The sequence below is a fragment of the Paenibacillus sacheonensis genome, assembly GCF_009909195.1.
Taxonomy (GTDB): Bacteria; Bacillota; Bacilli; order Paenibacillales; family Paenibacillaceae; genus Paenibacillus_Z; species Paenibacillus_Z sacheonensis.
Genome location: NZ_JAAAMU010000002.1, coordinates 317,872 through 341,470, shown reverse-complemented (window position 1 = coordinate 341,470; position 23,599 = coordinate 317,872). Strand labels below are relative to the sequence as shown.

The 23,599-nt window shown below is 57.6% G+C and carries 18 protein-coding genes; 3 read left to right on the top strand and 15 right to left on the bottom strand.

The genetic code is table 11. The annotated features are described in order from the left end of the window. Positions 1–14: 14 nt before the first annotated feature. The 3 genes from GT003_RS04505 to GT003_RS04495 are packed head-to-tail and all read right to left on the bottom strand — an operon-like array spanning position 15 to position 1,959. Positions 15–701, bottom strand: coding sequence for a hypothetical protein (locus tag GT003_RS04505; protein WP_161694886.1), 687 nt, complete (start codon positions 699–701; stop codon positions 15–17). Next, positions 698–1,591, bottom strand: coding sequence for an ABC transporter ATP-binding protein (locus GT003_RS04500; RefSeq protein ID WP_161694884.1), 894 nt, complete (start codon positions 1,589–1,591; stop codon positions 698–700). The genes GT003_RS04505 and GT003_RS04500 overlap by 4 nt, the downstream gene beginning before the upstream one ends. Next, entirely contained in the window at positions 1,588–1,959 is a 372-nt protein-coding gene (locus GT003_RS04495) for a GntR family transcriptional regulator (RefSeq protein WP_161694882.1), read from the bottom strand. Before GT003_RS04495 ends, GT003_RS04500 begins: the two co-directional genes overlap by 4 nt. Positions 1,960–2,178: 219 nt before the next feature. Between GT003_RS04495 and xerS the strand changes: the two genes are divergently transcribed. After that, entirely contained in the window at positions 2,179–3,261 is a 1,083-nt protein-coding gene (xerS, locus tag GT003_RS04490) for a tyrosine recombinase XerS (protein WP_161694880.1), read from the top strand. Positions 3,262–3,368: 107 nt separating this feature from the next. On the opposite strand, the gene GT003_RS04485 is transcribed toward xerS, so the two are convergent. The 6 genes from GT003_RS04485 to GT003_RS04460 all read right to left on the bottom strand — a co-directional run bounded on the left by GT003_RS04485 (position 3,369) and on the right by GT003_RS04460 (position 9,925). Further along, positions 3,369–3,833, bottom strand: a complete 465-nt coding sequence (locus GT003_RS04485; protein ID WP_161694878.1) for a GyrI-like domain-containing protein — start codon at positions 3,831–3,833, stop codon at positions 3,369–3,371. Between the two features lie 117 nt (positions 3,834–3,950). Continuing rightward, complete coding sequence (locus GT003_RS04480) at positions 3,951–4,232, bottom strand: hypothetical protein (protein WP_161694876.1); 282 nt, start codon at positions 4,230–4,232, stop codon at positions 3,951–3,953. A gap of 18 nt (positions 4,233–4,250) precedes the next feature. Continuing rightward, positions 4,251–5,531, bottom strand: coding sequence for an ArsB/NhaD family transporter (locus GT003_RS04475; RefSeq protein ID WP_161694874.1), 1,281 nt, complete (start codon positions 5,529–5,531; stop codon positions 4,251–4,253). Positions 5,532–5,813: 282 nt separating this feature from the next. Continuing rightward, entirely contained in the window at positions 5,814–7,565 is a 1,752-nt protein-coding gene (locus GT003_RS04470; RefSeq protein ID WP_161694872.1) for a proline--tRNA ligase, read from the bottom strand. 388 nt (positions 7,566–7,953) lie between these two features. Continuing rightward, positions 7,954–8,337, bottom strand: a complete 384-nt coding sequence (locus GT003_RS04465) for an MmcQ/YjbR family DNA-binding protein (protein ID WP_170312129.1) — start codon at positions 8,335–8,337, stop codon at positions 7,954–7,956. 37 nt (positions 8,338–8,374) lie between these two features. Then, positions 8,375–9,925, bottom strand: a complete 1,551-nt coding sequence (locus tag GT003_RS04460) for a DUF4153 domain-containing protein (RefSeq protein WP_161694870.1) — start codon at positions 9,923–9,925, stop codon at positions 8,375–8,377. A gap of 138 nt (positions 9,926–10,063) precedes the next feature. Between GT003_RS04460 and GT003_RS04455 the strand changes: the two genes are divergently transcribed. Next, complete coding sequence (locus GT003_RS04455) at positions 10,064–11,974, top strand: ABC transporter substrate-binding protein (RefSeq protein ID WP_161694868.1); 1,911 nt, start codon at positions 10,064–10,066, stop codon at positions 11,972–11,974. A gap of 119 nt (positions 11,975–12,093) precedes the next feature. Here GT003_RS04455 and GT003_RS04450 read toward each other — a convergent pair whose 3' ends face one another. Then, a complete protein-coding gene (locus GT003_RS04450; RefSeq protein WP_161694867.1) occupies positions 12,094–14,907 on the bottom strand; it encodes an alpha-L-rhamnosidase-related protein in 2,814 nt (937 codons plus the stop codon). 153 nt (positions 14,908–15,060) lie between these two features. Between GT003_RS04450 and GT003_RS04445 the strand changes: the two genes are divergently transcribed. Then, the gene (locus GT003_RS04445) at positions 15,061–15,918 is read left to right on the top strand and encodes a helix-turn-helix domain-containing protein (protein ID WP_161694865.1); all 858 of its coding nucleotides are present in this window, start codon (positions 15,061–15,063) and stop codon (positions 15,916–15,918) included. Positions 15,919–16,026: 108 nt separating this feature from the next. Here GT003_RS04445 and GT003_RS04440 read toward each other — a convergent pair whose 3' ends face one another. The 5 genes from GT003_RS04440 to GT003_RS04420 form a co-directional block, all read right to left on the bottom strand. Continuing rightward, complete coding sequence (locus GT003_RS04440; protein WP_161694863.1) at positions 16,027–17,583, bottom strand: ABC-F family ATP-binding cassette domain-containing protein; 1,557 nt, start codon at positions 17,581–17,583, stop codon at positions 16,027–16,029. Positions 17,584–18,196: 613 nt separating this feature from the next. Beyond that, a complete protein-coding gene (locus GT003_RS04435) occupies positions 18,197–19,321 on the bottom strand; it encodes a Ger(x)C family spore germination protein (protein WP_161694861.1) in 1,125 nt (374 codons plus the stop codon). After that, the gene (locus GT003_RS04430; protein ID WP_161694859.1) at positions 19,318–20,433 is read right to left on the bottom strand and encodes a GerAB/ArcD/ProY family transporter; all 1,116 of its coding nucleotides are present in this window, start codon (positions 20,431–20,433) and stop codon (positions 19,318–19,320) included. Before GT003_RS04430 ends, GT003_RS04435 begins: the two co-directional genes overlap by 4 nt. Further along, a complete protein-coding gene (locus GT003_RS04425; protein WP_239565610.1) occupies positions 20,430–21,986 on the bottom strand; it encodes a spore germination protein in 1,557 nt (518 codons plus the stop codon). The genes GT003_RS04430 and GT003_RS04425 overlap by 4 nt, the downstream gene beginning before the upstream one ends. Positions 21,987–22,252: 266 nt before the next feature. Next, a complete protein-coding gene (locus GT003_RS04420; protein WP_161694857.1) occupies positions 22,253–23,350 on the bottom strand; it encodes a threonine aldolase family protein in 1,098 nt (365 codons plus the stop codon). Positions 23,351–23,599: the final 249 nt, after the last annotated feature.

The window sequence follows — 23,599 nt, the reverse complement described above, 5'->3', positions numbered from 1 at the left end:
AGGATTTCCGAAGATTATACCGTACTTCTGCGCAGCAGCGCATAAGAAATGCCCGACAGCACGATGGATACGGGAAGCAGCAGCAGTCCGACTTCGAATGCCGAGCGGCCGTCGAAGAAATCGAAGATCCCTTTCCACCATTCCAAGTAAATGACGCCGTAGACGAACAGCGTTCCGAGGACCAGCGATGCGATCGCCGCCGTATACAAGCCCATCTTGCCGAAGCGGCGATTCAGGCTGGAGATGGCAAAGCCCAGCAGATACATGAAGAGCAGCACCGAGGCGAATACGACCAGCTGTTGAAGCGCGTTGCCGTCGGTGATATAGGGAATATGGAAGAAATACAGCTCCACGGCCCAGCCGCCCGATGCGTCCTCGATGTAAGACAGCAGACAGAGCAGGATGCTCGTAAAGAGGCTCACGGCCACGATCATGACCATGGATCCGGAATAATAATCGCGGCGGCGGACGCTGAAGCCGAGCGCGAACGGAAACGTGTGCTGAACCGATACGATGCCGCTAACCAGCATATAGATGAAGATCGAGGCCAAGCCTCCGGTTACGAGCTGTTCCTCCTGCATCGTCCCGGCTAAAATCAGATTAATGACGAAGCTGCTGAGCATGATGCACCACGGCAGATAGAACCAAGACAAACGATCCTTCATATGCATGCGGACAACGCTTTTGACCGATGAATTCATAGATAAGCCCCCTTCTGTTCCGATGACCGGGTCGTCAAACAGACGATCAGCTGCTGAATCGTAACCGGCGAGAATTGAAGTCCGAGCGCCTCGGCCTGCTTCTGATCGGTAGCGCCAAGCCGTTCGAACACCGTGACCGCGCGGCTTCCGCCGAGCGCTTCTTGATGAATGACCGGCTTGCCGGCCGCGTAGGCATCGATCTTCGCCGAAGGTCCGGTGACCGTATACGCTCTGCCTCGGAGGGAATCCGCCTCCTCGTCCAGCAGGATCTGCCCGCCGTCGATGACGATCACATGCTCCAGCAGCTTGCTGACTTCGTCGATCAAATGCGTCGAGAGAATGACGGTCCGCGGGAATTCCGCGTAGTCCTCCATCAGCCGCTCATAGAAGATGTTCCGCGCGACGGCGTCCAGACCCAGATATGGCTCGTCGAAGATCGTGAGCGGCGCCCGGCTGGCAAGCCCGATAATAATGCCGACGGACGACAGCATGCCGCGGGAAAGCTTCTTCATCCGGCGTTTGAGCGGCAGATTGAAATCGGTCAGCAGCCGCTTCGCGAACCCTTCGTCCCAGTTCGGAAACATCATCGCCGCCGTGCCGAGCACGTCCGTGACGCGGAAGGTGTCCGGATATTTCTGGCTTTCCTTAATAAAGCAGGTCTGGCGCAGCACGCGTTCGTTCTCGTAAGGCTCTTGGCCGAATACGAGCAGCTCGCCGCTTGACGCGAACAGCTGCGCGGTAATCAGATGCATGATCGTCGTCTTCCCTGCGCCGTTACGGCCCAGCAAGCCGTAGATTTTGTCCGGCTCGATCGTAAAGCTTACATTATTGACCGCCGTGAAGCTCCCGTATGTCTTCGTCAGCCGCTTCGCCTCTACAATTGCGCTCATGCCCGGTTCCCCCTCTCGCGGATCATGTCCGTCAGCTGTTCGCTCGTAATCCCGAGCTTCTCCGCTTCCCGCATCATCGTCACGACGTATTGTTCGACAAACTGTTCCTTGCGCTTCTCCATCAGCTTCACCTTCGCCCCGGATGATACGAACATGCCGATCCCTCGCTTCTTATACAGAATCTCTTGATCCACCAGCAAATTAACGCCTTTCGCTGCCGTCGCCGGATTAATGCCGTAGAAGGAAGCGAATTGATTCGTAGAAGGCACTTGCGACTCCTCGGGCAGTCCGCCTTCCAAAATATCGTCCTCGATTCGTTCGGCGATCTGCACGAAGATGGGACGGCTGTCATCGATTTGGTTTCCCATCGCTTCACCACCACATTGGTTAGTTACTCATGTAACTAACTATATAAGTAAAGAGGCCTGATGTCAACAACGAACTTCCATTATCCGCATCCGCCCGCAATTTCAAATCGATCGAACGCGGCCACAAGCTGCCTACTGCGATCGAACGCGCGTTCTTTTCCAGGATTTACTTTGTCCGGCCGCTGCACTAGAATGGACTACACGGAGGTGCATGTCGACATGAACATTCTGAAGGTCAAGGACCGGCAGGAGCTGGACCGGAGAACGCCGACGATGCCATGGTATATCGAGAAATTCATCAACTTCAAGCTCCCGGACCTATCTCCTTCTTCCCTGCTGGAATACGTACGGGACTATGACGCCTTCCTCTCCTGGCTTCTGGCCGAAGGGCTTGCCGAAGGACCTGCGATTCGCGACGTGAAGCTGGACGAGCTGGAGAAGCTGCATATGGACAGCATCGACGCGTTCCGCATGTTCCTCGCCACCCGTCCGGAGTCGAGCAACAGCCGAACGACCATCTCGCGGAAGCTGTCGTCGCTGCGCTCGCTCTTTCATTATTTGAGCCAAATCGCCGAGGACGAGGAGTTCTATCCGCTGCTGAAGCGCAACGTGATGGCGAAGGTATCGGTCAAACGAACCTCGAAGCCCAAGGATACGGCCGCGAAGCTCGAAGGCAAGCTGCTGCAGGAGCAGGAAATCGAGGAATTCATTCGCTACATTAACGAGGATTACGGCATGGAAGTCGCCAATAATAAGCAAGCCTCCTATTCCTACGCGAACAACCGGACGCGGGATACGTCCATCGTCAGTCTCATTCTGAATTCCGGGCTGCGCGTATCCGAGCTGGTCAACATGAACGTGGACGACTTGGATTTGAAGAAACAGCTGCTCTACGTATACCGCAAAGGCAAGAACGACGAGACGTTCAAGACGCCCGTCTATTTCCGTCAGGACGCGCTGCGGGACATGCAGCATTACCTATCGCTGCGCGACTCGCAATACAAGGCGCCAAAACGGGAGAAAGCGCTGTTCCTCGCGATCGCGAACGGCAAGAACGAAGGCTCCCGCATGACGAAGCGCGCGATTCAGGCCATGGTGATCAAATACGCCAAACGATTCGGCAAGCCGTACCTGTCCGTGCACAAGCTGCGTCATTCGTTCGCGACCGACTACTATTTGCGCAACGACCTCTACAAAACGCAGGAGCAGCTCGGCCACGCATCGCCGGAAACGACGCAAATCTATGCGCATCTGACGGATAAAACGATGTCCGAAGCGATCGACCGTCCGAAGGAAGCGTAGCGAAAACAACGCGAAACAGCCCCGGTCCTCATTGGCCGGGGCTTTCGATTTTCCTGTTATGCGGGTTGCGGCGGTTCGCGGCGGTTCGCTGCGGTTCGCGCACCTTCTCACCGCAGCGAATAATAAATCTCGGTTTCCAGAAGCGACTCGTCTTCCTGCCAATGTCCGTAAATCTCGAGCAGCGGCCGGCGGCATTCACGCCCGGACGCCCGAACGGCCGCGACCAGCGCGTCATAGGTGCGGCCGAGTTCACCATAAGGACCCCGATGCACGCAATAGGCGTATGCCGGCAAGGTCAGCGACTTTGCCATTAGATCGGGACCGGAGCCGGCGCTTTCCGCGCCTGCGATTTGCGTCACCAGCTCAACGCCTGCGAAGACGGAGCCGTCTTCCTCATAAATGACATGATTGCGCCCAAGGTTCGGCAGCGCTCGACCGCGAATCTCCGACCATACCTGCCCAAGCAGCTCCATGATCAGCGCCCCGTATTCCTCGCCGGGACGGTGCTGCTTCGCTAAGCCGTGCAGCGTAACGCTGAACGGTTCTGCTCCCATGCGCCATTCCTGACTCATGACTCTCGCCTCCCATTCGTCTGAATTGCCGTCATGCGCCATTCGCATGGCAGCGCCTTCGTTACCTCCTATCTTCCATTCGACCTCTCCTTGGGCATTTCCTTTGCCCGTGACGTTCTATTCCGTCCACTCCACCTGCCGCAGCAATCCATTCCCCATCAGCGCCATAATAAAATCGACGTAATACTCGCTTCGTACGATGACTTTGAATCGATGATTCTCATACGCGTAAAACAACACGTCCGTGTAACTATCGTTCTCGTCGAACCTCTTCTTCACTTCTCTCAAGCCGTCCTCTAAATCCAGGTCGCGAAGGTTGATCTCGAATTCGGCGTCCGTCCCGTTGGCCGACTCCAGAATCTCGATACGGCGCTCGTCGAAGCGATAGGCTAATTTCATGCGTCTTCCCCTCTTCCTTTACATCAGATAGCGAACATACACATACCCGCTGGACAATACGATGGACAACAGCATCAGCGGAAATCCATATTTGATAAACGTCATGAACGTAATCGGGTGACCTTCTTTGCCCGACATGCCGGCCACGATCAGATTCGCGCTGGCGCCGATCAAGGACCCGTTGCCGCCCAAGCACGCGCCAAGCGCAAGACTCCACCACAGCGGCTCCAGATCGCTTACGCCCATATTCCCCATTTCTTGAATCAACGGAATCATCGTGGCGACGAACGGGATATTATCCAGAAACGCCGATGCGATCGCGCTTAACCATAGGATCAGCAGCGAGGACGCCATAACGTTGCCGTTCGTCAGTTCCATGGCTTGAGCCGCCAGCTTGGCGATGACCCCGGTTTCGATCAAGCCGGATACGAGCACGAACAAGCCGACGAAGAAGAAAATCGTCGTCCATTCCACCTTCGTAAACGCGGTTTCCATCTTATGCTCGCCCGTGAGCAGGAGAAGCGCGAACGCGCCGGCCAAAGCGACGGTAGCGGACTCCAAATGGAGGGCCTGATGAAGGAAAAAACCGAGAATCGTCAATCCCAGCACGCTCAAGCTCTTGCGGAGCAGCTTCTTATCCGTGATCAGCGACTTCTCGTCCATCTCCATGATGGTACGCGTCAGTTCGGGCGTGGTTTGGATTTGGCGCCGAAACAGCCAGACGAACAGCGGGATATAGACGGCCATGACGATCGCCGCCAGCGGGGCCAGGTTGTTGATGAAGGCCATAAACGTAAGTTCTTTGACTGCGCTGCCGATCATGATGTTGGGCGGGTCTCCGATCAGCGTCGCGGTACCGCCCACGTTCGATGCGATGATTTGCGTAATCAAGAATGGTACGGGCGGCACGCGCAGTTGGCGCGTGATGCTGAAGGTGACGGGCACCATCAACAGGACGGTCGTCACATTGTCCAGAAAGGCGGAACCGATTGCCGTAATCAACGTCAGCGAAATCAAAATCCGGACGGGATTGCCCTTGGATTTCTTGGCGGCCCAGATGGCGATGAATCGGAACAACCCCGTATCCGCCGTGATGCTTACGATCATCATCATGCCGATCAATAAGCCGAGCGTGTTGAAATCAATATGATGCAGTGCCGTTTCTTGATTCACGATTCCGAACGTTACCATCAGCAAGCCGCCGATCATGGCTGCGACGGTACGATGGATCTCCTCCGAAATAATCAGCGCATAAATGATTAGAAAAATCCCGATTGCCCAAAATGCCTGCTGCTCCATATCGCGCTCCCTCCAATAAAAACCTGTTCTCTAAAGGATTTGAATAAGGACTGCGTTTTACCCGCGAACGGCAGTCATCCCATCTCGACATCTATCCCCCTCGTCCTGTCCATGCATGCCACCCTCCCGTTCGTATGACCGAAAAACAAAAAAAGGAGCCCTTGGCGACAGGCTCCTCCGTAATGCGCGAATCCATATTCAAGTTGTACAGCGAGCAGGCTAAGCCGTATTCCTCGCGATGGCATGCGTCAAACTTCCGTTGATTTCATTCAGGATACAATGTCAGCCCTTCGGAGTCAAGCAAAAACGGCGACGTTCGGCAAGCCAATCGCGCACGGACGCGCAGATCCGGTCCAAGGCCACGCGTTCCGCCGCGCCTTCGCTTCCGCGCGCTTTCCATTCGACCTCGCCCTCGGCAATTCCTTTGCCGATGACGATTCGAATCGGGATGCCGATCAAGTCGGCGTCCTTCAGCTTGACGCCCAGCCGTTCGCCGCGATCGTCGAGCAGCGTATCGATGCCCGCTTCCCGAAGCTCGTCGTACAGCCGGTTCGCCGCCGCCATCTGCGCTTCGTCTTGATGCGAGACCGGAATGACATGCACCTTGAAAGGCGCCAGCTCGGCCGGCCAGATCATCCCGTTCTCGTCGTGATGCTGTTCGATGACGGCCGACAGGAGACGCGTCACTCCGATGCCGTAGCAGCCCATGATGATCGGCCGGCTTTCGCCATCGGCGTCCACGAAGGCGGCACCGAGCTTCTCGCTGTATTTCGTGCCCAGCTTGAACACATGGCCGATCTCGATGCCTCTGATCAAGCGGAGCTTTCCTTCCTCGCAGTTCGGACACGCTTCGTCTTCCGCGACATTGCGGAAGTCCCCGACGGTTTCAAGCGGAAAATCCCTGCCCGGCACGACATGCCGGACATGATAATCCGTCTCGTTCGCTCCGGCAACGCCATGCCGCATAACGGCGACTTCTTCATCGACGAGCAGCGGGACCTGCAGGCCGATCGGACCGGCAAATCCGGTGCTCGCGCCCGTAACTGCCCGAACCGTCTCGCTGTCCGCGAGCTCCAGCTCGACGGCATCAAGCGCGTTCTTCACCTTCGTCTCGTTAAGCGTACGGTCGCCGCGGATGAGCACCGCGGCGGGTTTTCCGTCCGCCATATAGATCAGCGTCTTGATCAGCTCGCCGCCGCGAATGCCAAGTGCCGTCACCAGATCCTCGATGCTGCGCAAGCCCGGCGTATGGAATTTCTCGGCTTCCGCTGCATTGTCCCCCGCCGCTTCTATATTATTGCCGCGAACAGCCGGACGCCCGGCAGCCTTCTCCATATTGGCCGCATAGTCGCAGTGGCTGCATGTCACGACATCATCCTCGCCGGACTCGGCAATGGCCATGAATTCATGCGTGCCGCCTTCGCCTCCGATCGCCCCGGCATCGGCTTCCACCGCACGGAACGCAAGTCCGCTCCGCTCGAAGATTCGATGATACGCATCGTACATCGCGCGATAGGCGGTATCCAGGTCTTCCCAGTTTGCCGCGAACGAGTAGGCGTCCTTCATGACGAACTCCCTGCAGCGCAGCAGCCCGAATCGCGGACGGCGCTCGTCGCGAAACTTCGTCTGGATTTGGAACAGCGTCACCGGCAGCTTCCGGTACGTGGCGATTTCTTGACCGACCAGCTCCGTGATGACCTCCTCGTGCGTTGGCCCGAGCACGAATTCCCGATCGCCGCGGTCGCGCAGGCGAACCAGCTCCGGACCGTATACCTCGTACCTGCCCGACTTGCGCCATAAGTCGGCCGGCTGAAGCGCCGGCAGCAAGACTTCCTGCGCCCCCGTCCGTTCCATCTCCTCGCGAACGATCCGTTCCGCATTGCGCAGGACGCGCCTGCCGAGCGGCAGGAACGAATAAACCCCCGCGGACAGCTGGCGGATATACCCTCCCCTCACCAGCAGCTGGTGGCTGACGGCCTCCGCATCGGCCGGCGTCTCGCGCATCGTAGGCGCCAATAACGATTGTTGTCGCATATCCATTCTCCTCTTCGTTTGAACTCACGCATCCCGTGACAAGCAAAAACACGCACCCATCCCTGGTTAAGGGACGAGTGCGTGCTCGTGGTACCACCCCAAATTCAGCCGATTGCAGCGAATGCTGCCGCTCGGCGCTCTGGTTCGGATAACGGGGATCTCCCGGCTGCAAATACTCGGATTTCCTTGCAGCGACTACAAGGCGGGGCCAATCTGCGTCTGCGGGAAGCTTCTCAGCCGGCGGGCTCCCTCTCTGTTCGCAGCGATTGCGGAATGGCATGTCCTTGATAACGGTCATTTGATGATTGGTTCTAAAAATACAACAGCAGCCTCGTGCCTGTCAAGTTATGTTAGCCAAGATGAGCTTTCCTTCGCAGGCAGCGTGAAGTTAAACGCGGTCGGCAAGCTGCGCGAGGTATTTCTTCGGCGCCCGTGCCGCATAGGCATCGCCGATCGCGGCAGCGATTTCTTCCCAGCCGTCCGCGCGGTCCAGCCGAACGCCGACCCAGCCAAGATGCCCCACATAGGCCGGCACGTAATAAACGTCCGGATTACCCGCTGTCAGCAGCTGCTGGACGCCCGGGGGAGCCGCGCACCAGATCCCGATGTTTCCGTCGCCGTGGTGGTTGTTACGAAAGTGCACGAACGCTTTCTTCCCGTCGATGAAGAAGGCCGAAGAACCGTGGCTCTCGCGTTCGCTCGTTCCTGGGAACGAGAGACAATATTCGCTGGCTTTCGCATATAGCCGGTCGATCTTATCGATCGCTGCCATGTCCCGGTCAGCTCCCTTCGTTTTCATTATTGGCCGATCATTCTTCTGCTAGACCGCTAGCCCGTTCGGCTCTGGATTTGGACCAATTCCAGCCCGGCCAGCCATGCTCGCTCGCCGATTGCTCGCGTATGCTCGCGATGACGATATCGAGTCCATCGACGCCGTTCTTGTGTTTGGCTTCCAGCTTCAGCAGCGCCGGGAGCGCATCCGCGGACAGCGTCATTAAGTAGGCCTCGTCGATTCTTCCGCTGCTCTCATACCGGGCGCAATTCCGTTCCGCGATCATCGCGTCAAGATTAGCATAATTCATGACGAGATAGGCCGCAATAGCAAGTCCGATATACGTCTTCGCCAGCGAGAAATGCGCATTCCATATCCGAAACAGCGAGGCTGCCAGGATGAAGCAGAGGAAGATCATGAAGCCGTGCACGAGCAGCCTTGTCTGCGTATAGCCGTACATCTCCTCGTAGAGCGACAGCCGCGTGAAGGCCGAAATCAACATAATCACCGTGCAGCCGACGAGCAGACTGAGCGATAGTTTGCGTACCCGTTCTCCTGTTCGCTCTCCCCGCTTGACCAGATGAAGCCCGCACAGCAGGAGGATCAAATTAATGAGCGCGACGACGATCAATTGGGCGAAGCCCTGCCTTGCATACTCGGCATAGACGACGCCTGACGGCAGCAGCCCTCTCGATGCGCCGAACAGATACGAGAACTGGATCGCCGCGAACAAGAGATAGACGAGGTTGAAGCTGATCAAGAGCGTGCAGGCCGTAAGCGAGTCGAACGCGAACGGCGTTCGTTTCGCGCTGTAGGCCGAGACCGACAGCCCGTTCCATTCGCCTGCCGCCGCTTCCTCCCGATGATCTCCGCTGCGATTGAAGAGGATCGCCCACAAGTAACAGAACGCATAACAGGCGAACAGCGCGCAGAGGAAGATGCGAATAAAACCGTCGAACAAATTCCAGTGAAACAGCAGTCTTGGAATACGCCAGACCAGCTCGTTGAAGATTCGGTCGGCGGAAGCCAGCAGGCCGATAACGAGTCCGAGCAGCGGTGCCGCAAGCAGCAGTCCGAACAAGATTCGCCGCAGCTTGCTTGGCGCCGATCGGTTGTCTCCCTCGCCGTTTGGCATGAAACGATCGGCCAGCAAGCCGAACGGAACGCCGAGATAGGCGAACGGTTTGATCAACGACAAGTACAGCACGTCGGCGTAGAAGCCCGTTCGAAACCACGGCTTCGCGCTGCTGCGGGTCAGCAGCACGGTCTGCGCGGCCACGAGCGCCGGGAGAATCGCAACGTTCAAGCCGCGAAACAGCGCATTGGCGTAGATCGCGAACGTCAGCGACAGCAGCACGACCGGGAAGCCGAGCAGCCAGCCGGACCTGGATTGGCCGCGCCATTGCTCGAACCCGCCGATCCGCCCCTTCACCGCGTAGAAGAACAGTCCATAGAAAGCGAGGACAAATAACGGCACGGACAAATTAAACCCGTTCCCGACGAACAAATATTGGCTAACGATGCCAAACAACAGCGACAGCAGGGCGATATTCTCGTATCTTCGCTGCCAAGGTGCCGGATTTCGCATCCTTACACGCTCCATTCATGCGCCAATACTGGCGCTTGCTTCCTTTTATTCTAACCGATAAAATAAGAACAAAAAGTGAAAGATAACTTCTCGTCATTTCATATTTTATATAGATGGTGCAGCGGGAGTGAGAATACGGTGAAAATACGACGGCATTATCTGGCGCTTCGGAGCCTTTATAAGCATGTTAAGGAGCAGGAGCCGCTCGAGACGACCACGCAGGAGCTGGCGGACGCGCTGGATTGCACGCACCGGAACATGGTGCTGCTGCTGCAGCGGATGCAGCGAGAGTCTTGGCTGAGCTGGGAGTCCAAGCGCGGACGCGGCAATCGCTCCGTTCTCCGGTTCTTGGCAGGCAAGGAAGAAATGATGCTGGCGGAAGCGCAGGAGATTGCGGAGAAGCAGGATTTGCAGAGCGCCATCTCTTACCTCCAGGAAACGGACGAAGGCGGAAGCGGACTGCGTTCCCGATTCCAGGCATGGCTGTCCGATCGGTTCGGCTTTCATTCCGAGGTTCGCGGCGAGCGGCGGCTGGACGTGCTGCGTTTCCCGCTGCCCCAGCGGATCCGTTCCCTGGATCCAGCGGACATGCACTTCGCCGGCGAATCGCATCTCGTCAACCAGTTGTTCGACGGGCTCGTCCGCATGAGTCCCGGCGGCGAAGAGGTACTGCCTCAGCTGGCGCATGCGTGGGAGGTCGACGATTCGCGGCGGACATGGACGTTTTTCCTGCGCAAAGGCGTCCTGTTCCACCATGGACGGGAGCTTACGGCAGCGGACGTCAAATTCACTTTCGAACGGCTGCGGCGTATCGCGCCCAAAGGATTGTTCTATTGGGTGTACGGGGATCTGGAAGCGATCCACATTCAAGACGAACGCACGATTTCGTTCCGACTGAAGGCGCCCAACGAGCTGTTCCTGCCTTTCCTGACGACGAACCGCGCATCGATCGTGCCCGACATGCCGGATCAGACGAGCGCTTCGTTCGGCAGCCGTCCGATCGGCACCGGTCCATTCCGTCTTGCCGGCAGCGAGCATGGCATCTATACGCTGGAGGCGTTCGAGTCGTACTTTCAAGGCCGCGGCTTCCTGGATGTAGTGGAGGTATGGACGGAGACGGAAACGACTCGCTTCGGCGCGGATGGCGGAAAGCCGTCTTTCCAAGTGATGCATAACGTCAGGCTGACGGAGCCCGCGGCGAAGCAGCTGCAGCAGGTGCGGCAGTCGGGCATGACCTGCAAATTCCTGACCGTCAACGAACTGCGCGAGGGTCCTCTGCGCCGGCCCGCGCTCCGCGAAGCGCTGCACGAGCTGTTGGACCGGACCAAATTGATCGAGCGGCTGTCGGGCGACGTGATCGAGAGAGCGGAAAGCTTCTGGCCCGGTCGTCCGCTCCCTGCACGCGGCTTCGAGCGAACGGATACGGCGGTCCGCGCAACGGCCGGAACGCAAGCGGCAGCTTCGGCGGGTACGGCTTCGGACGGTACGGCTTCGTCAGCCGCGTCAGTTGCATCGGCGGTAACCGCAACCCCGTCTCCGGCGGATAAGTTGAAGGCTTCCGGCTATACGGGCGAGACGATCGTGCTGGCCACCATTCCTCAATATCAATCCGATGCCGAGCTCGTCCGGGATGAGTGCAGGCAAGCAGGCATCCGGCTGGACATTAAGCTCCTTCCCGCCGAGATGTTCAAGGGCGAGTCGCGGCTGACCGCGGACCTGCTGCTGTTCGCCGTCATGCTGGACGAGCATCGCGAGCTGCGGCTGATCGAGCTGTTCAAGAGCATGCTGCATCATTTATCGCTGGACACGCAGGCCGATTTGGAGCGAAGGATCACCGCCCTCCTCGCCCTTCCGAGCGCAGAGATGCGAACCCGCGCGCTGCTCGAAATGGAGGGCGAGCTCTGTGCCTCGCATTTGCTCCTGTTCCTGTATCGCAAACATTTGAAAACCGCCTTCCATCCTTCCGTTCGCGGCATTGCGCTGGAATCGCTGGGCTGGGTACGGTTCCGCGACTTGTGGTTTAAACCGGAGCCGTTGAACGCCCTGTAAGAAAGCGGACGAAGAACAAAGGGGCAGTTCCATAAGCCTAACGGCTTTTGGACTACCCCTTTTTCATATGCGGAAGTTTACGATGTCCGTATTAGACTCCAAGCGATTGGCGCTGCACGTTACGAGACGACGACGGCCCGATAACCCTCGGGCACCCGAACGTAATCGAAGACGCGCTTCCCATCCGGGGAAGCATGCCATTTGACCTCGACGAGTCCGTTCGCCAGCGGCACGGCGCCTTCGGCTTCCGTAATGTCCCCGGTCAGCACCCGAATCAAGACTTCCTTCGAACCTTCAACCGGCAATTGGACGCCCAGCACATGCCGGGACAAGAAATACGTCGGACACGAAGACCACGCATGGCACAAACTGTTCGACAAGTCGAAGTACTCCGGCGTCTGCTTCAAGCCCTGCTGCAGGAACCAGCCCCAGCCTTGGCGCATCATCCGCTCGGCCGTGTCCGCGAGTCCGAGCGCGTACAGCCCTTCGAAGATATAGAACGAGAAGCTCGGCGAGACATAGACGCCATCCTCCGGTCCGTATCCGTTTACGAACAACGAGCGCAGCGAACGGCGTACATGCCGTTTGACCGGTTCCAACCGTTCAGCGATCAGTATCCCTGCCCGCGCCGCGAAGAGGCTCGCATGAGCGGAATGCGTCGTTCGGTCCAGATTATCGGCGAAGCAGCCCTTCTCTTCGTCCCAGAAGCCGTTCTGGATGGAAGATGCGAGAATCGCAATCCTTCGGTCTAGCTCGACCTTGTCCGCTTCCTTGCCTATGGCATCGGCGAGCCTGGCCGCGCTTTGCAGCGCGATCAGATAGGTGCAGCTGAACACGCAGTGAATGCCGGTCGTCGCCATGTAGCCCTCCGCGATGGCCAGATCGCCATGAAAGCCGCCGTAATGCGCCTTGATCCCGCGTTTCACGTCCCACTCCGCATCCAGCAGCAGATCCTCCCGTTCGTCCGCCAGCTCGTGGAACCACGATAGGTTGCGCATCATGGCATCCCAGTAGTCCACGATCAGCTCGCCGTCGCCTGTCTGCGCATAATACGCATCGAATCCTTCCAAGGCATTTAACGCAAAGTCGGAAATCGTGTAATCGCCCGTATTGGGATAGACCGCCCGGAACTTGTTCGTCGCGTCCGGCGATTGCCCGACCAGCTCCAGACAGCGGCGCATCAAGGCTTGATCCCCGAATACGGCCAAATTGTTGTGGTACTGGATAATCGTGTCCCGTATATATTGGCCGCGCTCGCGAGTGACGCAGTCCGTATAAGCATCCTCCATGTTCACGGCCTCCGTGCGAACGCCCATCGCCCAGATCTGCTCGAGCAGCGGATCGGAGCAGCTGAATCGTCCCTTCTCTTCCGCCGGATAGCTGGCCGATCGCAGGTCCAGCTCCCTGAGCTTCACATCCTGCAGCGGATGGCGTACCGTGAGTTGGACAAAGCGGAATCCTCTGGGCTGCGTCAGCCGCCATTCGAGCCGTTCCTCGTCCGCATCCCCATACGCGCGGTCTCCCAGGCCATACCAATGGGTATGACGCAGATGCTTGCCGTCCTCGTTCAGATGCTCGCCATACGTCAGATCGACGACGGCGCCGCCGGCTCCTTCGATGACGATTCGCGGAGAGACGAGCCGCGTCATCCCGAGGTCAAGCAGCAGCGAGAAGCCGTGCGGGTAGCGCTCCAGCGGAAACGAAGCATTCGTCAGCTGCGCGGGCTCCAATTTCTCGATCGGCTCTCCATAGTTGTCCCAACCGCTCGACAGGGTCGGGCTCTCGCCCGTTTCATCCCGGCTCACCTCGATCCAGCCTCCGACCGCCTCCAAGCGCTCCTCCTGTCGGTATGGAATTTCCAGATCCCGCAGATGCCGCTCGTAAACCTCTGCCGATACGACCGGCGAACGTCTGAATCGGATACCCGTCTCCGGATTACGATCGGCCGACAAGACGAACCCGGCGTGCTTCGGCAGTCCGACATAATGATGATGCATATCCTGCATGGCGCCGGTCTCGGCGAAATAGTGATTCCACCCTTGTCGGAGTCGAATCCGGTGATTCAGCCTCATGCTCTTGTTCGGCGAGTACAAGCCGTCCGGTATCCGCTCTCCGTTCAGCCATGTGCGCTGGTAATACAAGCCCATAGTCGTCCTGGTATCTTCCGGCGCGTAGATCCACGTCGTGACCGCCATGAACGCGCTCGACGCGTCCGGTTCATGAATCTCGTTGACATGCGGCAGCGGCACGCTGAACGAATAGATATCCTCGACCGGCTCCAGCGGCAATACATGCAGCACCTTCTCCACGGCGATCGGATCGCCGGACATGTAAGGAATCCTGCGCGGTTCCAGTGTTCCCCATGCCTCCTGGTTCCGAAGCGTCACGCCTGCCGCCCAAGCGGAATCATCGTAATTCGCATCCGTCCAACCCGGCTCGTCCAGCCGCTGATCGTAGCTGTCGCCTGCCTTCAGGAACAGACTCGACTTGGCTGCATAACGATAGGCCTTTGCCGCTGCCGCTTTCCAACTCGCCGTTCCCGTCGTTACGTTCACGCAGTCGCCGCCCGTGGATTGGATGCTTCCCCATGCCTTAAAACCGGCCTGCGATTTCATCGTGATAAACGTCTTGTGCCCGACATAGTTGACTTGCACCGCAATCGTGTTGCGGCCCGGGACGAGCCATTCCGTCAGATCATGCGTGTCGTAGACGGGATGCGAGGGATCGAAACGAATCCCGCCGTTCCGAACGAATTCGCCGTTTACGTACAACTGATAGGTCGTATCCGCGAACAGATGCAAGCCTGCCGCTTCCGGCTTGTCCGTCAGATCGAACGAAAGCCTGAATCTGGCATATGCGTTCCGCTCTTGTCCTCTCTCGTCGTACCAGATCGCTGCCGCTTCCGGTGCTGCCCCATTCCCTCCGTGCTTCATGCTTCGGTCCACTCCCTTTTCCGAATGTCGATCCATCGGCTTTACTTCTGTTATGGGACCATTATACTGAAGGTAACCGTCAACGAATGGGGCTGTTCCGGACAAAATCAAGGGGGATTCCGGACAACGGCCCCGAAGGAGGAGAAGCAGTCCGTGAGGCAAACAAGGCGCATGCTGGAAGGCAAAATGCTCTATACCGACAAGCTCCCGATCTATGTCGCCAGATCGGAGGAGGGCTTCTATTTCGAGCAGCATACGCATGACTTCGTGGAGATCATCTACGTGGAGGAGGGCACCGGCTTTCATTATATCGAGGACGAACTGGTGCGCGTGAAACGCGGCGACGTCTTCTATCTGCCCGTCGGTACCTCCCATATCTTCCGGCCGTCCGGCCAGCCGCCCGCGCCGAAGCTGGTCATCTACAATTGCGACGTCGACGCGAATTACTTGAAACAGCTGCAAACGGTACACGGTTTCTCTGTTCCGAGCGCGTCCGACGAGGGCGCTTCGAAAGCCTGGTTCGCTTTCGAGGATCGGGCCGAAGAGATCGGCGGCCTCTTCCGCAGCATGTACCAGGAATATCATGCGCGGCTGCCCGGCTGCCGAACGGCCCTTACCGCCTGGGTGATGCTGCTTCACGTCAAGCTGTTCGACCGGAAGCCCGGCTCCGTTCCGAGCTCGGAATCCGCCGGCAGCCAGATGCAGACGGCCATAAGCTGGCTCGATCAGCACTGTACCGAGAGCGGCTTATCGCTCGAGCAAGCTGCCGAAGCGGCGGGCGTCAGCCCTCGTCATTTCCGCCGTCTGTTCAAGCAGGCCACGGGTCGGACGTTCCTCGAATACGTGCAGCATATGCGGATCAGCCACGGCTGCATGCTGCTCGAGACGACCGGCCGAAGCGTCGCGGATATCGCCGAGCTGGCCGGCTATAAGGATCTGAAGAGCTTTAACCGCGTGTTCAAGCAGCTCGCGGGCTGCACGCCCTCGGCCTATCGCCGAGCGCGGCGCTGAACGTTCGATTCGGCGCCATAACGCAGCAAAGCTGCCAAACAGAAGGGCGTCGCCCTCTCTCTGCTTGGCAGCTTTTTCGTTCGAACCTTATGCCTTAAACTACGTTCGTTAAAATACTTTCGTCGTCCACGATTCGCAGTTCCACGTCTCGGTCACGACATCGCGGTAAAATTCAGGCTCATGGGAAATCAGCAGAATGCTGCCCTTGTACGCCTGCAGCGCGCGCTTCAGCTCTTCCTTCGCGTCGACGTCCAAGTGATTGGTCGGCTCATCGAATACGAGCAGGTTCGACTCGCGGTTGATCAGCTTGCACAAGCGGACTTTCGCTTTCTCGCCGCCGCTTAATACGGCGATTTTGCTCTCGATATGCTTCGTCGTCAAACCGCATCTCGCGAGCGCGGCACGCACCTCGAACTGCGTGAAGGACGGGAATTCCTTCCAGACTTCCTCGATGCAGGTGTTATAGTTGGCGTCCTTCACTTCCTGCTCGAAGTAGCCTACTTGCTGATGCTCGCCGCGCTGAACCGTTCCGGAGATCGCTTGGATCTCGCCGAGGATGCTGCGCAGCAGCGTCGTTTTCCCGATGCCGTTGGCACCGACGAGCGCGATCTTCTGTCCGCGTTCCATGCGCAGATCGAGCGGTCTCGACAGCGGCTCTTCATAGCCGATGACCAGCTGGTTCGTTTCGAAGATCAGCTTGCCGGACGTCCGGCCTTCCTTGAAGCTGAACTGCGGCTTCGGTTTCTCCTTCGCAAGCTCGATGACGTCCATCTTGTCGAGCTTCTTCTGACGGGACATCGCCATGTTTCTCGTGGCGACGCTCGCCTTGTTCCGCGCGACGAAATCCTTCAGGTCGGCGATCTCCTGCTGCTGGCGTTTGAATGCCGATTCCAGCTGCTGCTTCTTCATCTCGTACACCTGTTGGAAATGCTCGTAATCGCCGACGTAGCGGTTCAATTCTTGATTTTCCATATGATAAATCAAGTTGATGACGCTGTTCAGGAACGGAATGTCGTGGGAGATCAAGATGAACGCATTCTCGTATTCCTGCAGGTAACGCTTCAACCAGGTGATGTGCGTCTCGTCGAGATAGTTGGTCGGCTCGTCGAGGAGCAGAATGTCCGGCTTCTCGAGCAGCAGCTTCGCCAGCAGGACCTTCGTCCGCTGACCGCCGCTCAGATCCGTCACGTCCTTATCCAGGCCGATGTCCGTCAAGCCGAGGCCGCGCGCGGTCTCTTCGATCTTGGCGTCGATCATGTAAAAGTCCTGGTTCGTCAGCGTGTCCTGGATCGTACCGACGTCCTCCAGCATCTGCTCCAGCTCTTCCGGCGTCACTTCGCCCATGCGGCCGTACATGTCGTTCATCTCTTGCTCCATGTCGAACAAATATTGGAACGCGCCCTTCAGCACGTCGCGAATCGTCATGCCGCGCTGCAGCACCGCATGCTGGTCCAAATAACCGACGCGCATGCGCTTCGACCATTCTACCTTGCCGTCGTCCGGCTGCAGTTTTCCCGTAATGATGTTCATGAAGGTGGATTTGCCCTCGCCGTTCGCGCCGATCAATCCGATATGCTCGCCCTTCAGCAGACGGAAGGATACGTCGTTGAATATCGCACGGTCGCCGAAGCCGTGGCTGAGTCGCTCTACGTTTAATATGCTCATGAGTACACCTTTTCTGTTAGAATTTACTCGTTATATTATAGCGTCAAGGCAGGCACAACTCAACGTCAATCTGCGGAAATGCGCCATGGATCGGCAGCGGCGAAAAAGGCAGCCCGAAGGCTGCCTCAGAAAGTCGAGAAAATCAAAAACGAAGGAACTCTACAGGACTGCAGATCGCCGATGCAAGGTATTATCGTCCCTCGACTCCATCGCCCGACAAGCGTAGAAAACGCAGCTTGCGAAAATGACCCTGAACCTAAGCACCCTGCGGCTAACGGTTGCACGGATGGCTAATCGGCTCAAAATGCCCGCTTTATATCGCTAATGGCTGCCAGGAGGCCTATTTCGCAATTTCACATTGCAAATCAGCCTCTATACGCCAAATAACGTCTGTCAGAACCGTTAGGGTTTAATAAGTCGGGTTTTTGGGGGATTAGCAGCGCTGACAACCGTTAAAAGTTAGGATTCAGCCCAAACTCACGTTGAACGATCGGCAGCCTGCGCTCCTGCTGAAGCCCCTGCCTCCGTCATATGCGTTGCCTTCAATTGAACCTGAAACGAAAAATAGAAACCTGAAGTTTTAAAAAACCACAGGTTTCTCTACAACTTTGCCTCAACGGATCTCGCCCATATCGATGATCTCGGTACGGACGCGGATGCGAATATCGGCGTTCTTGAACGCTTCCCCCCACTGATCCTGAACCTTCTTCCAGTCCCGGTACCGGTAAGCGCGCGCGAACAGCCCAAGTCCGATCGGATCCACGGCATGCTTCTGCAGCTTGTCGACGACCGCTTTCATCTGCGCCTGCAGCTGCTTGTCGATCTGCTTCTCCAACTGAGCGGTATCCTTCTGCACGTCGAACGAAAACAGTCGCTCCGTCAAGCGGATCGGCAGGCGGAAATCGAGATCGAAACGGAATCGCCCATCGGAATATCCGGTACGAACCTTCCGTTTCACGTCAACGACATAGCAGCTGAGCGCGCCTAAGTTCAGGGCTTTGTCCTTATTGGCACCTTGTTCCGGCAGCAGAAAGGTCAGCGACAGATCTGAAATCTGGTCGTCCTGCAAAATTTGCAGTATCTCGTTCTCCTCCAAGTCCAGCGAACCGACGTACATGCCGCTGTTGTCCAGCAGGATGCTCTCGTCGGCGACGACTTCCCGCTTCGTCTTGCGAAGACCGGTGATTATGGGCATCTTCCCGCGCTCCAGCAGCTGGCGGTTGAATTCGAAGAGGGTCGCCTTCTCGACCAAGTTCCGCTCGTTCGCCGTATCGACCAGCTTCGCGATGTGAAGCGACAGCCTGCGTTTGTTCGCCGGGGCAAAGTACATGATCTCCCCGACGGGACCGTCGACGGCGATCAGCCTCGCATTGATGCGCGTCTTCGAGTCGCGGTAGAAGAGATCGAGCAGCTTGATCCATCCCGGATGCTGCAGCAGTTTCTTTCCGACGAGAATATTTTGCAGCTTGCCCGTGCTGATCAGCGCGGAGACGCGGGCTTCCAGCTTGCCTCTCGAATCCCGCAGCGTCTCCGCGTTCACCTGCGTGACTTCGTTCTTCTCCTTCGCCTCTTTGCTGAAGACCGGGCTGGAAGCATAAATGACCAATTTATTATTCTCGTCCAGATCGAGACCCATCATAAGCATGAGCGTGACGTTCTCCAGATCGACGCGGTCCCTGCACCCGGAAATCGTCGTCAGCAGCGCCGCGGCTAGGAGCAATGAGAGCGCCCTTCTCATGTCTGCCACCTCTTGAACCGAAGCAGGATGGATAAGACGCCCCATAACAGCACGGGCATAACGTAGGCGACCGCAAGACCCAAGCGACTGAACCATTTCATGGCGTTTTGGCTTTCGTTCCAATCCGGGTCCCACACGTACGTGATCGCGAACATAACGGCCAGGAACAGCCACGCATAACGCTTTGGTTTGCCGACGATCAGCAGCCGCTTCACGCTAAACGCGCCGAAATAGAGCGCTGGCACCCACGTCTTGGAGATGACGAGCAAATAACAGGCCAGCATAATGATGTCGAATCGTTCCATGAAGCGAAATTCGATGATTTTGACGACGGTCAGCAGCGCTTCGTTGTATTCGGATATTTGGTCGGGACTGTATACGAGGAAACAGATGAGCGTCAGAAACAAATAGATGAGCAGCGTATACGTATTGGCCGCCAATACGCCCCACGAAGCATTCTTCTTGTTATCCAAATGCGGATAAAGAAAAAACACCGACTCGAAACCGAGAAACGAAATGATCGTCGTGTTGATCGTCCGGATGACCGGCATCCAGCCTTCCTTCAGGACCGGCAGCAAATGCAGCCAGTTGCCTTCCTTGAGCAGAAACAGCATCGCGCCCAGCATCCACAGGGACAGGAGCACGACGATCTCGCAATACCGTCCGATCGCGCGAACGCCGCCGATGACGATCGTATAAGCGGGCACGAAGAAAAGCAGCATGAGGATATACGTTTTGGATTGCTGCATGATCCAGCTCTGAATAAGAAGGGCCATCCGGTCGAGAATCAAATAAGCGAAAATGCTCATGTAGACGCCGAACAGCAGCGCCGTCAGTTTGCCGGTCCATTTGCCGAAGAAATGAGCCATCAGCTCGATAATCGTGCCCGACGGATAGGCTTTCATGATCTGAACGATAATCAGGCTCGCCGCGGAGGAGAACATCCAGCCGAAGAACAAGGCAATCCAGCCGTCCGTGCCGCTGATGCGCGCCAGGTCTCCTGGCATGGACAAGGCCGCCACGCCCAGCTGCATGCTGTGGATCGTGAGGATGAACTGCAGCGTCGTGATCGAATTCTGCTTGCTTGCCGGGTTCCATCTGTCGATGCTCATCCCTCTTCGCCTCCGTGTTCGCTCGAGCCCATTCTTCGCTTCTGCAGCGAACGGACGCTCGATGGGCGCTTGACCATCGTCCATAGAGGCAGCCGAAGGAACACGTCCTTCCAATCCCGTATTCGCAGCGGCGCGATCGGTACGCCGTACGACTCTCCGAGCGAGCGCAAGCTAATTAGGCGGGCAAGGAGAACCATGAAGCAGGAAATAATGCCGATGATGCCGAACAGCGACGCCATGATCATGATCGGAAACCTCATAAGCCGGATCGCGGCCGCCATGTCGTAGTTCGGAATGATGAACGAAGCGACCGCCGTCGAGGCGACGACGACGACCATCAGGTTGCTGACGATGCCGGCCTGCACAGCCGCTTGGCCGATGACGATGCCGCCGACGATGCCGACGGTTTGCGCCACTGGCGCGGGCAGCCGAACGCCGGCTTCGCGCAGCATCTCAAGCGTGATTTCCATGATCAGCGCCTCGATAAACGGCGGGAACGGCACGGCGGCGCGGAATTGGCCGATGGACAGGATGAGATCGAGCGGGATGACCTCGTAATTGAACGAGATGCAGGCGATATAAATGCCGGGCAGAAATATGGCAACGAAGCAGGCGAAGAAGCGCAGCAGCCGCATGAAGCTTGCGATCGGCCAGCGCGTGCTGTAGTCGTCGATGCCGTGGAAGAAAGCGACGAAGTTGACGGGCGCGATCAACACGCTGGAGGAACGGTCGACCACGACGCAGATCCGGCCCTGGAGAATCTGGGAAGCCGCGGTGTCGGGCCGCTCCGTCGTGATGAGCTGCGGCAGCAGGGAAAAGGGCTGATCCTCGAGCATCTCCGCCAATTCGCCCGTATTCAGGATGCAATCCGTGTCGAGCTTCGCGATGCGCTGGGACATCGTGCTTATGAACTCCGGCTCCGTCAAGTCCTCCATGTACATGATCGATACTTTGCAGGGCACCCGGTTGCCGACGATCATTTCTTTGATTTTCAATTCGCTGGTGCCGAGCAGACGGCGAATCAGCGCGATGTTGGATTCGCTCGTCTCGACGAAGGCTTGGTGGGCGCCCTTCAGGGAGGCTTCGATCTGCGAATCGGCGATGGCGCGCTGCGGCCAGCCTTGCGTCGCCAAGGCGAAGACGCGGTCCGCGCCGTCGATCAACAGCAGGCTTTGCCCGTTCAAAACGGCATACTCCAGCTGCGTCCAGCTCGTGCACGTCTCCACTTTGCCGATCGACACGGGAAGTATGCCCGGCGTCCCTTCCTCTTCGTCCACCTGCATTAATTCATGCAGGATATTGTTGTTGATCGAATTTTTGTCCGATAGACCGTTCAAGTACGCCAGCGCCGCGCGGCGACCCGTCTGCTTATAAGGAAAGGTACGAATGACGAGATCGGGAGCTTCGGTGAAGATGCGCTTCAGATCGGCCAGATTGCGTTCGAGGCTGGTCGACAGAGGAGCGTGCCGGTCCACTGCGCCGCCCTTCGCCTTTCGGCTGGAAGCTTGGCCGCCCGCGCCCATCAGCTTGAGAAATCGGCGGATCATGGTCATTTCGCATCCCCTCCTTTTTCTAGCTCGGATAGTTTATTTTGCCAATCGCGGTTGATCTTTATGCGCTGTTCCGACCATGTCGCAAGCTTTGCCGCTGCCGAAGCACAGGCGGAACGCAGCAGGTCGCAGGCGGAGCCAAGGTGGCAGGCGGGCATAGCGCGGCGAGAACGGAACAGCAAAAAGAGCAGTCCGCGCCGGACTGCTCGGTTTGTAGAGAAACCGCGGTTTTTACAAGGGTGCTCAGCTTGCCTCAACAGCGTCGTTCGCTATTCCTTGGCCTTGCGCAGCTCGTCGTCCAGAAGTCGAAACGCTTCGCGCAGCTTGTCTTCCGGGACGAGCCGGTATCGGTCGCCGAGGCTGATCTCGTAACTGCAGCTCTGCTCCGACACGGCATTGATATTATGCGTCAAGCCGACGCCCGTCTCCCGGATAATCCCGCGTATCGCGGATTCCGCCGTTTCTTTGGAAACGTCCAAATGGACGTGGAACATATTCGATACCGGCACGGCGGGTCTCGTCGCCGCGCCCGTGCAGCCGTTATACATCGCGGCGAGCCGGATGGCGTCTTCGTAATATTGTTCCATCTTCGGCAGCCGCTGCCGGAAGTAATGCGCCGCCGGAATAATGTACGGATATAGGCCGATCAGATCGCCGCCGTGCCGTCTCTTCCATATTTTCGATTCATCCGTGAAATCCGTATCGCCGGCCAGAATCGCGCCCGCGATGCCGCCGATTCCCTTATAGAACGAGACGTAGACGCTGTCGAAGAACGCGCAGACCTCCGCCGCGCTCTTGCCGTAATAGGGCAGCACTTCAAAGAGCCGGGCCCCGTCCAGATGCAGCTTGATTCCTTTGCTGCGGCAATATGCCGCAATCGCTTCAAGTTCGCCGTAATCCGGAAGCTGGCCCCCGATCTCGCGCTGCGGCAGCTCCAGCAGCAGGCACGAGATACCGTCCGGCATCGCCTCCACGTCCTGCAGCGTAATGAGCCTGGACTTGTCCGCCAGCAGAACCGGTTCCAGCCGGTGCAGCTCGCGCAAGCCGTTCTGTTCGTGAATTTCCAAGTGGCAGAGCGGATGGTACGCGACCTTGGTCTTCCCGCTCCGATCGCTCCAGATCCGCAGCGCGATCTGCTGCGCCATCGTTCCGCTCGGGAAGAATACCGCCGACGGCTTGCCCAGATAGCTCGCCATTTCCGTCTGGAATTCTTCGATCAGCGGTCCGTTTCCGTATATATCGCTTTCCGTATCTCCGTTAATCCCCTCGAATGCTTCCAACAGCACGTTCACGCTGCGTTTCCCGTGACCGCCGACGGGATAAACCGATTCGTTGAAGGCCTGCTGCAATGTCTTGCTCTCGTTCATGTCCCCGCTCCTTTTCGTCAGCTTTCTTATCTATCATACACGCTCCCCGTTCAATCCATCTAGGATTTTCCCGAGACGGCGCCGTTATACCGGGTACCGACCCCTACGCCTTAATACCCGCCATAACCGTTACACCCGTTATACTTGTCCGGACCGCTCCTCGATTTCCCGTTTTCGACAAAATCAGCGTTGTCCCAGTACAACCTGAAAGCCTTCGGCATATGATACCGTATGCAATTACTCTTCCCG

Excerpts from the sequence above, each read along its gene's own strand:
- GT003_RS04505 (WP_161694886.1), bottom strand. The coding sequence starts at position 701 with ATGAATTCATCGGTCAAAAGCGTTGTCCGCATGCATATGAAGGATCGT.
- GT003_RS04500 (WP_161694884.1), bottom strand. The coding sequence starts at position 1,591 with ATGAGCGCAATTGTAGAGGCGAAGCGGCTGACGAAGACATACGGGAGC.
- GT003_RS04495 (WP_161694882.1), bottom strand. The coding sequence starts at position 1,959 with ATGGGAAACCAAATCGATGACAGCCGTCCCATCTTCGTGCAGATCGCC.
- xerS (WP_161694880.1), top strand. The coding sequence starts at position 2,179 with ATGAACATTCTGAAGGTCAAGGACCGGCAGGAGCTGGACCGGAGAACG.
- GT003_RS04485 (WP_161694878.1), bottom strand. The coding sequence starts at position 3,833 with ATGAGTCAGGAATGGCGCATGGGAGCAGAACCGTTCAGCGTTACGCTG.
- GT003_RS04480 (WP_161694876.1), bottom strand. The coding sequence starts at position 4,232 with ATGAAATTAGCCTATCGCTTCGACGAGCGCCGTATCGAGATTCTGGAG.
- GT003_RS04475 (WP_161694874.1), bottom strand. The coding sequence starts at position 5,531 with ATGGAGCAGCAGGCATTTTGGGCAATCGGGATTTTTCTAATCATTTAT.
- GT003_RS04470 (WP_161694872.1), bottom strand. The coding sequence starts at position 7,565 with ATGCGACAACAATCGTTATTGGCGCCTACGATGCGCGAGACGCCGGCC.
- GT003_RS04465 (WP_170312129.1), bottom strand. The coding sequence starts at position 8,337 with ATGGCAGCGATCGATAAGATCGACCGGCTATATGCGAAAGCCAGCGAA.
- GT003_RS04460 (WP_161694870.1), bottom strand. The coding sequence starts at position 9,925 with ATGCGAAATCCGGCACCTTGGCAGCGAAGATACGAGAATATCGCCCTG.
- GT003_RS04450 (WP_161694867.1), bottom strand. The coding sequence starts at position 14,907 with ATGAAGCACGGAGGGAATGGGGCAGCACCGGAAGCGGCAGCGATCTGG.
- GT003_RS04440 (WP_161694863.1), bottom strand. The coding sequence starts at position 17,583 with ATGAGCATATTAAACGTAGAGCGACTCAGCCACGGCTTCGGCGACCGT.
- GT003_RS04435 (WP_161694861.1), bottom strand. The coding sequence starts at position 19,321 with ATGAGAAGGGCGCTCTCATTGCTCCTAGCCGCGGCGCTGCTGACGACG.
- GT003_RS04430 (WP_161694859.1), bottom strand. The coding sequence starts at position 20,433 with ATGAGCATCGACAGATGGAACCCGGCAAGCAAGCAGAATTCGATCACG.
- GT003_RS04425 (WP_239565610.1), bottom strand. The coding sequence starts at position 21,986 with ATGACCATGATCCGCCGATTTCTCAAGCTGATGGGCGCGGGCGGCCAA.
- GT003_RS04420 (WP_161694857.1), bottom strand. The coding sequence starts at position 23,350 with ATGAACGAGAGCAAGACATTGCAGCAGGCCTTCAACGAATCGGTTTAT.